The 12163-nt window shown below is 50.0% G+C and carries 13 protein-coding genes; 11 read left to right on the top strand and 2 right to left on the bottom strand.

Features of this window, described 5'->3' with window-relative positions:
* Positions 1-5: 5 nt before the first annotated feature.
* The 4 genes from waaC (at position 6) to MON37_RS11405 (ending at position 3571) form a co-directional block, all read left to right on the top strand.
* Positions 6-986 (top strand): lipopolysaccharide heptosyltransferase I, encoded by a 981-nt coding sequence (gene waaC / locus MON37_RS11420; protein ID WP_039408958.1) that lies wholly within the window; start codon positions 6-8, stop codon positions 984-986.
* A gap of 215 nt (positions 987-1201) precedes the next feature.
* Positions 1202-1951 carry an electron transfer flavoprotein subunit beta/FixA family protein gene (locus MON37_RS11415; protein ID WP_039408961.1) on the top strand — a complete coding sequence of 250 codons (750 nt, stop codon included), beginning with the start codon at positions 1202-1204 and terminating at the stop codon, positions 1949-1951.
* A gap of 10 nt (positions 1952-1961) precedes the next feature.
* Entirely contained in the window at positions 1962-2897 is a 936-nt protein-coding gene (locus MON37_RS11410; RefSeq protein WP_039408964.1) for an electron transfer flavoprotein subunit alpha/FixB family protein, read from the top strand.
* A gap of 62 nt (positions 2898-2959) precedes the next feature.
* A complete protein-coding gene (locus MON37_RS11405) occupies positions 2960-3571 on the top strand; it encodes an IMPACT family protein (protein ID WP_039408967.1) in 612 nt (203 codons plus the stop codon).
* 52 nt (positions 3572-3623) lie between these two features.
* Here the strand turns inward: MON37_RS11405 and MON37_RS11400 are convergent, their stop codons facing one another.
* Positions 3624-3941, bottom strand: a complete 318-nt coding sequence (locus MON37_RS11400; protein WP_039408970.1) for a DUF4298 domain-containing protein — start codon at positions 3939-3941, stop codon at positions 3624-3626.
* A gap of 158 nt (positions 3942-4099) precedes the next feature.
* On the opposite strand from MON37_RS11400, the gene purD reads away from it, so the two are divergent.
* Both purD and MON37_RS11390 read left to right on the top strand, forming a co-directional pair.
* Positions 4100-5371, top strand: a complete 1272-nt coding sequence (gene purD / locus MON37_RS11395; RefSeq protein ID WP_039408973.1) for a phosphoribosylamine--glycine ligase — start codon at positions 4100-4102, stop codon at positions 5369-5371.
* A gap of 210 nt (positions 5372-5581) precedes the next feature.
* On the top strand, positions 5582-6151 hold the full coding sequence (locus MON37_RS11390) for an L-threonylcarbamoyladenylate synthase (RefSeq protein ID WP_039408976.1): 570 nt from the start codon (positions 5582-5584) through the stop codon (positions 6149-6151).
* A 191-nt stretch (positions 6152-6342) separates the two neighbouring features.
* On the opposite strand, the gene MON37_RS11385 is transcribed toward MON37_RS11390, so the two are convergent.
* Positions 6343-6789 (bottom strand): surface-adhesin E family protein, encoded by a 447-nt coding sequence (locus MON37_RS11385; protein ID WP_003755842.1) that lies wholly within the window; start codon positions 6787-6789, stop codon positions 6343-6345.
* 384 nt (positions 6790-7173) lie between these two features.
* Here MON37_RS11385 and recQ point away from each other — a divergent pair, with 384 nt between their 5' ends.
* The 5 genes from recQ (at position 7174) to MON37_RS11360 (ending at position 12140) form a co-directional block, all read left to right on the top strand.
* Positions 7174-9486, top strand: a complete 2313-nt coding sequence (recQ, locus tag MON37_RS11380; RefSeq protein ID WP_039408979.1) for a DNA helicase RecQ — start codon at positions 7174-7176, stop codon at positions 9484-9486.
* Positions 9487-9665: 179 nt separating this feature from the next.
* Positions 9666-10121 (top strand): HvfX family Cu-binding RiPP maturation protein, encoded by a 456-nt coding sequence (locus MON37_RS11375; RefSeq protein ID WP_039408982.1) that lies wholly within the window; start codon positions 9666-9668, stop codon positions 10119-10121.
* A gap of 81 nt (positions 10122-10202) precedes the next feature.
* The gene (locus tag MON37_RS11370) at positions 10203-10514 is read left to right on the top strand and encodes an HvfA family oxazolone/thioamide-modified RiPP metallophore (RefSeq protein WP_003755853.1); all 312 of its coding nucleotides are present in this window, start codon (positions 10203-10205) and stop codon (positions 10512-10514) included.
* 107 nt (positions 10515-10621) lie between these two features.
* Positions 10622-11464 (top strand): HvfB family MNIO-type RiPP peptide maturase, encoded by an 843-nt coding sequence (locus tag MON37_RS11365; protein ID WP_003755855.1) that lies wholly within the window; start codon positions 10622-10624, stop codon positions 11462-11464.
* Entirely contained in the window at positions 11454-12140 is a 687-nt protein-coding gene (locus MON37_RS11360; protein ID WP_039408985.1) for an HvfC family RiPP maturation protein, read from the top strand. Before MON37_RS11365 ends, MON37_RS11360 begins: the two co-directional genes overlap by 11 nt.
* The last annotated feature ends 23 nt before the right edge of the window (positions 12141-12163 follow it).

Below are 12163 nucleotides of genomic sequence, written 5' to 3'. Positions count from 1 at the left end.
TAAATATGAAAATTTTGCTTGTCCGCTTGTCCAGTATGGGCGATTTAATTCACACTTTGCCCGCAATCGAAGATTTGGCGCGACAATTTCCTGATGCGGAACTTCATTGGTTGTGTGAAGCTGGATTTGCGGATATTGCGCGCCTGCATCCGTTTGTGAAAAAAATCCATGTGATGAAATGGCGGCAATGGCGCAAACATCTTTTTCAAGCAGAAACTTGGCAGGAAATAGGTCGTCTGAAACAGGCTTTGCGGCAAGAAGCATTTGATTTTGTATTGGATAGTCAAGGTCTGATTAAAAGCGCGTGTTTCGCCAAAATGGCAAAATCCCCTATTTATGGTTTAGATAAAAACAGCGCGCGCGAGGGGTTGGCTGCGTTGGCGTATGCGAAAACATATGCTGTGCCGAAAGGGAAAAATGCTGTTTGGCGCAACCGTGAACTGTTTGCTCAAGTATTTGGGTATGCGATGCCGGAAACGCAGGTATTCGGTTTGACCGTTCCCGAAGCAGGTCGTCTGAAAAATTTAGAGCAGCCGTATTATGCGGCTTTGCACGCGACCAGTCGGGACAGTAAGTTATGGCCTGTGGAAAACTGGCGGGCGTTGCTGCAAAAGCTGAATGAAGAACAACAATGCAATGTTTACCTGCCATGGGGAAATGAAACTGAAAAAACGCGTGCCGGACAAATTGCAGACGGACTGCCATTTGCCATTGTGTGCGATAAAATGAATTTATTGCAGGCGGCGTATCTGCTGAAACACGCGGTCGGAATTATCGGTGTGGATACCGGTTTGCTGCATTTGGCAAATGCTTTGGAAAAACCTGTGGTCGGTATTTATACCGATACTGATCCGATTAAAACAGGCGTTCAAGTTTCGGCTGTTGCAAAAAATTTGGGCAATATCGGGCAGATTCCGACTGCGGATTTGGTTTATCAAACGTTGATGGATTGTGTGGCTGCTGATGAAGGCTCAAAGGTCGTCTGAAACTGATATAGCGGCATGACATTTTCCAGTTTGTTGAGTACAGGAATGTATATCCTTCAGCCTGAGTAAATGCTTTAAAAATGGTATAATCGGCAATCATTATCTGAAAGATTTCTGAATGAATTCGTTTTTAAGAAAAAACGGATTTGATTTTATAGAGAAGAAGGTTTGGTTTCGCTGGATGGTGAAAGCGACGTTCTTTTTAGGAGAATTCAATGAAAGCACTGGTCGCAGTAAAGCGCGTAGTGGACTACAACGTCAAAGTTCGTGTAAAAGCCGATGGTTCGGATGTGGATATCGGCAATGTCAAAATGTCGATGAATCCGTTTGACGAAATCGCTGTGGAAGAAGCCGTCCGTTTGAAAGAAGCCGGAAAAGTAAGCGAAATCGTAGCGGTTTCTTTGGGCGAGAAAAAATGCGAAGAAACGTTGCGTACAGCTTTGGCGATGGGTGCCGACCGTGCCATTCATGTTGAAACCGATGCAAAATTGGAGCCGCTGGCAGTTGCCAAGCTGCTGAAAGCCGTTGCGGACAAAGAAAATCCGCAGATTTTCTTTTTGGGCAAACAAGCGATTGATGATGATGCCAACCAAGTGGCACAAATGCTGGCGGCTTTGCTGAATGCGGCACAAGGTACGTTCGCGTCCAAAGTACAAATTGAAGGCGACGAAGTGCAGATTGTGCGCGAAATCGATGGCGGCGAAGAAACCATCGCACTAAAACTGCCTGCTGTTATCAGCGCGGATTTGCGTTTGAACGAGCCGCGCTTTGTCAAACTCCCCAATATCATGGCAGCAAAGAAAAAACCTTTGGAAAAACTGGCGCCTGCCGATTTGGTTGCGGATATTTCACCTCGTTTGAAAACGGTGAAATTTGCCGAGCCTAAAGCGCGTCAGGCAGGCGTTAAAGTGGCAAATGTTGCCGAATTGGTTGAAAAATTGAAAAACGAAGCCAAAGTGATTTGAGGAGACTGAAATGAGCGTATTGATTATTGCTGAACACGACAACAAACAGTTGAATCCTGCCACTTTGCATGCCGTTACCGCTGCTGTCAAACTGGGTAAAGTCGATTTATTGGTTGCCGGAAACGGCGCATCGGCCGTAGTGGAATCCGCGAAACAAGTTGCGGGTGTGGAAAAAGTTTTGGTTGCGGATGCTGCCCATTATGCCGAAGGTTTGGCTGAAGAACTGGCTCCGCTGGTTGTCAAATTGGCAGCGGATTACCGCTATGTTGCAGCAACGGCAACCACATTCGGTAAAAACCTTCTGCCCCGCGTAGCCGCTTTATTAGACGTCCCGCAAATTTCTGATTTGACTGAGATTGTGGATAACACGACTTTTGTGCGTCCGATTTATGCGGGTAATGCATTTGAAACCGTGCAAGCCGATTCAGAAAAATTGGTGCTGACCTTCCGTGCAACAGCTTTTGACGCAGCTCTAGCGCAAAGTGGTCATGCTGAGGCGGTTAATGTTGAAGCGACCCCTGCTCAAAACCTGAGCCGTTTTGTGAATCGTCAGCTCTCCCATTCCGATCGTCCTGAGCTGACTCAGGCAAAAGTCATTGTCTCCGGTGGCCGTGCGTTGGGTAGTGCGGAAAAATTCAATGAAGTGCTGACACCGTTGGCAGATGTTTTAGGTGCGGCAATTGGTGCATCCCGTGCAGCAGTTGATGCCGAATATGCGCCAAATGACGTGCAAGTCGGACAAACCGGTAAAGTGGTTGCGCCTCAGCTCTATTTTGCGATCGGTATTTCAGGTGCGATTCAACATGTTGCCGGTATGCAGGACAGCAAAGTCATTGTCGCAATCAACAAAGATGCCGATGCGCCGATTTTCAATGTGGCCGATTACGGATTGGTTGGCGATTTATTTGAAATCGTCCCGCAATTAACAGAAGCATTGAAAAATTGATGTTTCACGTGAAACGTTCAGACGACCTTGTTGTTAATGAGGTCGTCTGAAAACATTTCAGCATGATTACGACTTATAAAACCATTACTTCCCCGACGCAGGCTGAGTTTAAAGATAAAGGCAGCCGTTTTATTGCATTTGCCTATCCGATTCGGATATTGGCTGATGTGAAAAAATATCTCGATCCGTTAAAGGAAGAACACCATAAGGCGCGGCATTGGTGCTATGCCTATCGTTTAGGCGTAGATGGTATGCAATTCCGTGCCAACGATGATGGAGAACCGTCAGGAAGCGCGGGTCGGCCGATTTTAGGGCAGATTGATTCGGTGGGCGTAACCGATGTTTTGGTCGTGGTCGTCCGCTATTTCGGCGGTACTTTATTGGGTGTTCCCGGCCTGATACATGCGTATAAAGAGGCAACGGCCCAAGCGTTAGCAGTTGCGGAAGTGGTTGAAAAGAATATTGAAAAAACCGTTTGGCTGAAATGTGAATATCCGTTTTTGAACGAAGCGATACGTATCGCTAAACAATATCAGGCGGATATATTGGAGCAGGATTTACAGTTGGATTGCCGATTGACGGTAAATTTGTCGTTGGCAAATTATGAGGCCTGTGTTTCGGCTTGGAAGAATACACGGCAAATTGAAGTAAATACGGAAAAGCCTTTTGAATGAAAAGGTCGTCTGAAATGCTTTGTGATGGTATTTCAGACGACCTCTTCGTTCATTAATCTTCTTGCGTATATCTGTCTAAGGCATCGACGCTGGAGCGCAAATATAGCCAGGCTAATTGATGAAATTCGCCCAGCGCGTTCCATAACGCATCCTCACTCATAATGCTGTATTCGCCTTCCGTACTCAAATCCAGTTCTGCCCCGTCCTCAATGGCTTGATGGCACGCCTGATACTCGTGGGTATAAAAATTGTCCATATCGCGAATCAAAGCGACAGCATGTTTCCAACGCCGGATGTCTTCTTTCAATTGCGGTAGTAGATGACACCATTCACGGTATTTGCTTTGGATTTCATCAATACGTTTTTGCATGGTTGTTTGCCCTTTTTTTAATTTTGTGGATAAGTTGAATAGGTTGCAGAGTGGAATGAAGTGGTCTTTGTTTGATTCCACCAAAATTTCTTCAAACGGGACAAAAGTCCCCTTGTGTCGAGTTTTCGTTAAAAGTACATATTTGTCAAGGAGATGGCATGAAACTGCTGGTTATCGGTAATGGCGGTCGCGAACACGCGTTGGCTTGGAAATTGGCGCAATCGCCCAAAGTGGAAACAGTATTTGTTGCGCCCGGTAATGCCGGTACGGCGATTGAACCCAAGTTGCAAAACATCGCCTTGACTGCGCATCAGGATTTGATTGAATTCTGCCGTAAAGAAAATATTGCTTTTACCGTCGTCGGACCTGAAGCGCCCTTGGCGGCGGGTATTGTGGATGATTTCCGTGCCGCAGGGCTGAAAATATTTGGTCCGACACAATATGCGGCGCAGCTGGAAAGTTCTAAAGATTTCGCCAAAGCATTTATGGTGAAATACAACATTCCAACCGCGCAATACCAAACTTTTGAAAACGCCGATGCTGCACATGATTACGTCAATCAGAAAGGTGCGCCCATCGTCATCAAAGCCGATGGTTTGGCGGCAGGTAAAGGCGTGATTGTGGCGATGACTTTGGATGAAGCGCATGCTGCGATTGACGATATGCTGCTGGGCAACAAAATGGGTAATGCGGGCGCGCGTGTTGTAATTGAAGATTTCCTGCAAGGCGAAGAAGCGAGCTTTATCGTCATGGTCGATGGCAATCATGTATTGCCTATGGCGACCAGCCAAGACCACAAGCGTCTTTTAGACGGCGATAAAGGCCCGAATACGGGCGGTATGGGCGCGTACAGTCCCGCGCCTGTGGTAACGCCCGCCGTGTACGAGCGCGCGATGAACGAGATTATTTTGCCGACCGTAGCGGGTATGAAAGCGGAAGGGCATGAGTTCACCGGCTTCCTGTACGCAGGTTTGATGATTGATCAAAGCGGCGCACCCTATACGATTGAGTTTAACTGCCGTTTTGGCGATCCCGAAACCCAGCCGATTATGAGTCGTCTGAACAGCGACTTGTCGGATTTGGTCGAAGCAGCAATAGACGGCAAACTCGATAGCGTAACCGCGGAATGGAACCTGCAAACTGCCGTAGGCGTGGTGCTGGCGGCACAAAATTACCCCGAAACGCCTAAAAAAGGCGATGTTATTTCCGGTCTGGATACTGCCAATCAAATCGGCAAAGTTTTCCATGCAGGCACAACGGCAAACGAGAAAGGCGACGTATTGACCAACGGCGGCCGCGTATTGTGCGTCGTAGGATTGGGCGACGATGTGGCTCAAGCCAAAGCCAAGGCGTATAGCGCATTGGAAAAAATCAGCTTCGACGGCATGCAATACCGTAAAGACATTGCCGACAAAGCAATCAACCGTTAATCAAAGAAACAGGTCGTCTGAAAACGTATAGTGGGTTAACTTTAAACCAGTACGGCGTTGCCTCGCCTTAGCTCAAAGAGAACGATTCTCTAAGGTGCTGAAGCACCAAGTGAATCGGTTCCGTACTATCTGTACTGTCTGCGGCTTCGTCGCCTTGTCCTGATTTAAATTTAATCCACTATAATTGTGTTTCAGACGACCTTCCCTATCATGCTATTCCCCAGAATCCTTTCAGCTTCGACGCTTCGCAAGCTGCAATCCCATCTTAAAAAAGGCGGCTTGGTTGCCTATCCTACCGAGTCCTGTTACGGCATAGGCTGTATCCCGACCTTGCCTAAAGCGCTCAACCGACTGATTCATCTGAAAAAAAGACCGCAACATAAAGGCATGATTGTCATTGGCAACCAATTGGAGCAATTACAGCCCCTACTCAAAAGGTCGTCTGAAAACATTCAAACCATGCTCAGAAACGAATGGCCTGCGCCCAAAACCTTTCTGCTTCCTGCGGCTGCTGACGTTTTGCCCGCATTGCGCGGAAAAAGACGCAGCAAGTTGGCGGTCAGGGTTCCTGCCCATGCAGGTGCGCGCCGCTTGTGTCAGGCTTTGAAAACGCCTTTGGTCTCGACTTCGTGCAACCGCGCAGGCAAACGCGCGTGTAAGACGGAGCGGGAAGTGAGAAGGCAGTTTGGAAGAGATGTATGGGTAGTCGGCGGTTTAATCGGCAAACAAAAGTCGCCGAGTCAGATTATTGATGGGGAAACGGGTGTTCGTTTGCGTTAGAAATCGGATGGATGGGATGATTAGGAATTGTGGTTTGAACCGATAAACCACTCATTTGAGAAAATGTGGATAATCCTGAATATAACTTTCCCGAGAAAACCAAAAAGGTCGTCTGAATCCCCATATTCATGGTTTTCAGACGACCTTTTGATTTGACTATCTTGTGGATAAGTATGTAGATAAGTTGAGTATTAGAGCTTGCTGCCGCATACGGCTTCGAATTGTTTTTCGGTAATCGTGCCGTTCATCACGCTCATGGGGCGGATATTTGTCGCGGTGTAGCTGTGTTTGGAAATTTCTTTGCCGTGTTCGTCGAGGAGCTGCAAAGCGGTCAGGCGGTAGGTCTTGTTGGTGCAATGGATTTCCCAGTCGCCAATGGCAGTTTTGTAGGCAGGCGTGTTGACGAAACGTTCTTCTTTCATCTTCGATACGGTTTTTCTATCGCGGAAAGTGACCAAAGTACCGTTTTTCTTGATGCTGTTTTTATCAATCGCCACTTTGATATTGCCGTCGGAAATCGTGCCGATGTTGTCCCAGTTGCCGCTGACGCCGCCGCTTGTGGTCGTAGTCGTTTGACAGGCGCTCAGGAGCAGGGCTGCCGATAAAGTCGAAATAAGGGAAAAGTGTTTGATGTTCATAAGTTTTGGTTGCTTAGGATAAATTATTAGACTGCCGTATTATGCGCGAAGACGGCGGGGCAGTAAATCGACTTTGCAAAGTCTTAAAACCGCCAAAAAATGAAAAGGTCGTCTGAAAACAGGTTTTCTAGCCGATCGACTGGAAACCGGTATGCCGCCGCTTTGCCGGAGATTAAAGAGAACGGTAACGCATTGGGTAAACCAGTTTCCCATATCCGTATTGTCGGTAGTTCCGCCATCTTGTCTCAATCAAAAATCAATCTGCGATACCCAACCAAGCATAATCCGTTTTCAGACGACCTCATGTGGACAACTCAAATATCCCCCATGCAGGCAGTGTCTAAAACCGCTAAAATAACGCTTTTCCCTCCCTACGGAACCATCATGCCCCAGCCTTCCGCCCAACAGATTTTGCACGAAGTATTCGGCTATCCCGAATTTCGCGGCAAGCAGGAGGCTGTCGTCAATACATTGGCAGGCGGCGGAAGCCTGCTGGTATTGATGCCGACGGGCGGGGGCAAGTCGTTGTGTTACCAAATTCCCGCACTGATGCGCGAAGGCGTCGCCATCGTCGTTTCGCCGCTGATTGCCCTGATGAACGACCAAGTGGCGAGCCTGCACGCCGCAGGTATAGAAGCAGCAGCGGTCAACAGCAGTACAACGGTGGAAGAAGCCCGCGAGGTGGCGGACAAACTCGCCCAAGGTCGTCTGAAACTGCTCTACGTCGCACCGGAGCGGCTCGTTACCGACCGTTTCCTGCGTTTTCTCGATCAGCAAACCATCAGCCTTTTCGCCATAGACGAGGCGCATTGCGTCAGCCAATGGGGACACGATTTCCGCCCCGAATACCAGCAATTAGGGCTGCTTGCCGAACGCTATCCGCAAGTGCCGCGCATCGCCCTGACCGCGACCGCCGATGCGGCGACCCGCGCCGACATCAAACATTTCCTCCATCTCGAAGACGCGCCCGAATTCATCTCCAGCTTTGACCGCCCGAATATCTATTATCAGGTTATCGAAAAAAACAACGGCAAAAAGCAGCTTCTCGACTTCATCCGCAAAGAAATGGAAGGGCAAAGCGGCATCGTCTATTGCCTCAGCCGCAAAAAAGTCGAAGACATCGCCCAATTCCTCTGCGAAAACGGATTGGACGCGATTCCCTACCATGCCGGCTTGAGCATGGAAGTGCGCGAAGCAAACCAACGCCGTTTTACCCGAGAAGACAACATTATCGTCGTCGCCACCGTTGCCTTCGGTATGGGTATAGACAAACCGGACGTGCGCTTCGTCGCCCATCTCGATATGCCCCAAAGCGTCGAACATTTCTACCAAGAATCCGGCCGCGCCGGGCGGGACGGGCTGCCTGCCGTGAGTTGGCTGTGTTACGGACTGAACGACTGGGTATTGCTGCGCGAACGCATCGCCGAAGGCAACAGCGACGAAGTGCAGAAACAAATTGAAATGCAAAAGCTCGATGCCATGCTTTCCGTCTGCGAAACCGCCGCCTGCCGCCGCGTCCTCCTGCTCAAACATTTCGGCGAAGAATCCGCCCCTTGCGGCCATTGCGACAACTGCCTGCATCCGCCCGTACGCTTCGACGGCACCGTCCTCGTACAAAAGCTCCTCAGTTGCGTATATCGCGCCGGACAACGCTTTGCTGCCGGCTATATCATCAACCTGCTGCGCGGTAAAAGCGACGACTGGATACGGCGCAACGGCCACGACAAACTCTCCACCTTCGGCATCGGCAGCGGGCAAACCGACAAAGAATGGCGCAGCGTCATCCGCCAATGTATCAGCCTCGGCTACCTCACCGTCAACGTCGCCCAATATCAGGCATTGCAACTGACTGAAGCCGCAAAAAAAGTCCTCAAAGGCGAAACCGAAGTCATGTTGCGCCCATTGCGCCGCGAAAAAGCCGCCACTCAAAAGCCCAAAGACAACTGGCTGCGTACCGAACGCGAAGAACGCCTATGGCAGGCATTGCGGCATTGGCGGCAGCAGCGCGCCCATGCCGAAGAAGTCCCTGCTTACGTCGTCTGCGGCGACAAAACCCTGCGCGACATCGTCGAAAAAATGCCGCAAACGCTGGAAGATTTGCACCAAATCTATGGTTTGGGTGAGGCCAAAATCAACAAATTCGGCATCGACATTCTCAATGTCTGTGAGAACGCAGCCGAAAACCAAAGCGGGCAAACGAGCAACGAAGAACCCCTATTCACCCCCCAAACCGAGCGCGAACAGCAATTACAGAAAAAGCTGGAAACTTGGCGTGCCGAGCAGGCAGCCGCCAAACAATGCGCCTTGGGCAAAGTCCTTTCCAACATCAGCCTGACCGACCTCGTCGTCTTCACGCCCGCCGAAGAAGCCGACCTGCTCGGCATCTACGGCATCGGCAGCGAAAGAATTGCCCAGTACGGGCAGGCAATACTCGACATCTGCCGCCCCTACGCAGACGGGCTTTCCGAGCCGAAACAGGCAGAACGCCAGCTCGCCCGCCGCCTGTTCCAATGGTGTCTCGATACCGCCCGATATGAAGGTGGAGAGATGCACGACGTCGCCAAAAAACAGACTTTACGCGCCATCGCCAAAGCCCGACCGCAAACTTTGACAGCACTTTCTAAAATAGAGGGCGTGAGCGGGGAATGGTTGGAGCAATACGGCGAAGAAATCGTAGAAATCTGCACGGCGGATTGACCGTTAAAAAGACACAGAAAAAGGTCGTCTGAAAACCCTGTATAAAGGTTTTCAGACGACCTTCTGAATATTAATATCATTATAAAACAATAACAAACAAAATTTTTTCAATTCGCTTGTAAGCATTTTCAGACTGCCGCGTCTAATCGGGCATGAAATGATTTTATGAAACGGTTATCATGAAAATGAATACGACAGCCCCGTGGCAATCGGCTTTAGGTTTATTGGCTTTGCGCCTGTTTGCCGCTTACGAATTTTGGGAATCAGGTATGCAGAAATGGAGCGGCGAAAACTGGTTTGCCGAAATCAATGACCAATTCCCCTTTCCGTTTTATCTGCTGCCCGACAGCGTAAATTGGAACTTGGCGATGTGGGCGGAGCTGGTTTTTCCGGTTTTGCTGCTTTTAGGATTGGCAACCCGCCTGTCCGCCTTAGGGTTGATCATTGTAACGGCAGTGGCGTGGGCGGCAGTCCATGCGGGTGCGGGTTATAATGTCTGCGACAACGGCTATAAAATGGCTTTGATTTATATCGTGGTTTTAATCCCGATTCTGCTTCAAGGCGCGGGCTGTTTATCGTTGGATGCGTTGTTGAAAAAACGTTTTTGCCCGAAATGCCGCGTCGGAAATCAATAAAAAAGGTCGTGGAGCGGACTTTAAACGCGCCAACTCAAATTCTTAATCTGTTTAACTTGATACTTTAAAAAGGAAATCAATATGAAAAAAAATGTAGCCGCTGCCCTTGCAGGTGCTTTGTCTTTGTCTTTGGCTGCCGGCGTTGTTGCCGCTGACAAACCGGTAAGCAGCAAAGCAGGCGTTCAAAAATCTGCCCAAGGCTCTTGTGGTGCGGCTAAAGCTGCTGAAGGTTCATGCGGTGCCGCTGCTCCTAAAGCAGGCGAAGGCAAATGTGGCGAGGGTAAATGCGGTTCAACCGTGAAAAAAGCCCCCGCTAAAAACGCCAAAGCAGCAAAAGCCAAAGCTAAAGCAGTTGAAGGCAAATGCGGCGAAGGCAAATGTGGTTCTAAATAATTTAGAACAAAAAGCCGCATTTTATTGATAAATGCGGCTTTTTATCTGATTTTGACAGCAATTTCGTACCAAAACCGTCGGAACACCATCCAAAACGGAGCAACATCATGATTCAACACGCAGGCTTAGGCTACCGCCGCGACTTGGCGGAAGACTTCCTCTCGCTTTCAGACGACAGCCCGATACACTTTATCGAAGCCGCACCCGAAAACTGGCTGAAAATGGGCGGCAGAGCGCGCAAACAGTTTGACCGCGTGGCGGAACGGCTGCCGCTGGCGTTGCACGGATTATCCATGTCGCTGGGCGGACAAGCCCCGCTGGATACCGCCTTGATAGACGGAATCAAAGAAATGATGCGCCGTTACGATTGCACGTTTTTCTCCGACCATTTGAGCTACTGCCACGACGGCGGTCATCTCTACGACCTGTTGCCGCTGCCCTTCACCGAAGAAATGGTGCGGCATACCGCGCGGCGTATCCGCGAAGTGCAAGACCGATTGGGCTGCCGCATCGCCGTAGAAAACACCTCCTACTACCTGCATTCCCCGCTTGCCGAAATGAACGAAGTCGAGTTCCTCAATGCCGTTGCACGCGAGGCCGACTGCGGCATTCATCTCGATGTGAACAATATCTACGTCAACGCCGTCAATCACGGACTGTTGTCGCCAGAGGCTTTTTTAGAAAACGTTGACGCAGGGCGCGTGTGTTACATCCACATCGCCGGACACGACGTCGAAACGCCCGAATTATTGATTGATACCCACGGCGCGGCGGTTTTACCGACCGTTTGGGACTTGCTCGAACTCGCCTACACCAAGCTGCCGACCATCCCGCCCACCCTGTTGGAACGCGATTTCAATTTCCCGCCTTTTGCCGAACTCGAAGCCGAAGTCGCCAAAATCGCCGAATATCAAACGCGCGCCGGAAAGGAATACCGCCGTGCAGCCTGAAACCTCCGCCCAATATCAACAACGCTTTGCCCAAGCCATACGCGAGGGCGAAGCCGCCGACGGACTGCCGCAAGACCGCTTGAACGTCTATATCCGCCTGATACACAACAATATCCACAGCTTCATCGACCGCTGTTATACCGAAACGCCGCAATATCTCGACAGCGGAGAATGGGGTCGTCTGAAAGAAGGCTTCATCCGAGATGCGCGCGCCCAAACCCCCTATTTCCAAGAAATTGCCGGCGAATTCCTCCAATACTGCCAAAGCCTGCCGCTTTCAGACGACCTCTTGGCACTGATGGACTTCGAACATACCCAACTGCTCGCTGAAGTCGCCCAAACCGACAGCCAAGCCTCGCCCGCCGATTCAGACGATTTGGCGTACACCCTTTCTCCCACCGCCTTTGTGCGCCGCTACCATTACGACGTTACCGACGAATTGCAGGCGGTGGAAACCGCCGTTTTGATGTGGCGAGACAGCGAAGACGACGTGATGTACCAAACCCTCGACGATTTCGACGCATTATTGCTGGAAACGCTGGCAGACACGCCGACCTCCCTGAACGGTCTGCAAGCCATGCTGGCAGAGTTCATGTCGTCTGAAAACGGCTGGCAGGATGCCTTAACGCAAAAATGGTCGGACTGGCTGGAACAAGGCATTTTGGTTGCCGCATAAGCCGATGGTAATCAAGATTCGCA

This window comes from Morococcus cerebrosus (assembly GCF_022749515.1).
Classification (GTDB): domain Bacteria; phylum Pseudomonadota; class Gammaproteobacteria; order Burkholderiales; family Neisseriaceae; genus Neisseria; species Neisseria cerebrosa.
This window is presented reverse-complemented; position numbering and strand designations above follow the sequence as displayed.

Excerpts from the sequence above, each read along its gene's own strand:
- waaC (WP_039408958.1), top strand. The coding sequence starts at position 6 with ATGAAAATTTTGCTTGTCCGCTTGTCCAGTATGGGCGATTTAATTCAC.
- MON37_RS11415 (WP_039408961.1), top strand. The coding sequence starts at position 1,202 with ATGAAAGCACTGGTCGCAGTAAAGCGCGTAGTGGACTACAACGTCAAA.
- MON37_RS11410 (WP_039408964.1), top strand. The coding sequence starts at position 1,962 with ATGAGCGTATTGATTATTGCTGAACACGACAACAAACAGTTGAATCCT.
- MON37_RS11405 (WP_039408967.1), top strand. The coding sequence starts at position 2,960 with ATGATTACGACTTATAAAACCATTACTTCCCCGACGCAGGCTGAGTTT.
- MON37_RS11400 (WP_039408970.1), bottom strand. The coding sequence starts at position 3,941 with ATGCAAAAACGTATTGATGAAATCCAAAGCAAATACCGTGAATGGTGT.
- purD (WP_039408973.1), top strand. The coding sequence starts at position 4,100 with ATGAAACTGCTGGTTATCGGTAATGGCGGTCGCGAACACGCGTTGGCT.
- MON37_RS11390 (WP_039408976.1), top strand. The coding sequence starts at position 5,582 with ATGCTATTCCCCAGAATCCTTTCAGCTTCGACGCTTCGCAAGCTGCAA.
- MON37_RS11385 (WP_003755842.1), bottom strand. The coding sequence starts at position 6,789 with ATGAACATCAAACACTTTTCCCTTATTTCGACTTTATCGGCAGCCCTG.
- recQ (WP_039408979.1), top strand. The coding sequence starts at position 7,174 with ATGCCCCAGCCTTCCGCCCAACAGATTTTGCACGAAGTATTCGGCTAT.
- MON37_RS11375 (WP_039408982.1), top strand. The coding sequence starts at position 9,666 with ATGAAAATGAATACGACAGCCCCGTGGCAATCGGCTTTAGGTTTATTG.
- MON37_RS11370 (WP_003755853.1), top strand. The coding sequence starts at position 10,203 with ATGAAAAAAAATGTAGCCGCTGCCCTTGCAGGTGCTTTGTCTTTGTCT.
- MON37_RS11365 (WP_003755855.1), top strand. The coding sequence starts at position 10,622 with ATGATTCAACACGCAGGCTTAGGCTACCGCCGCGACTTGGCGGAAGAC.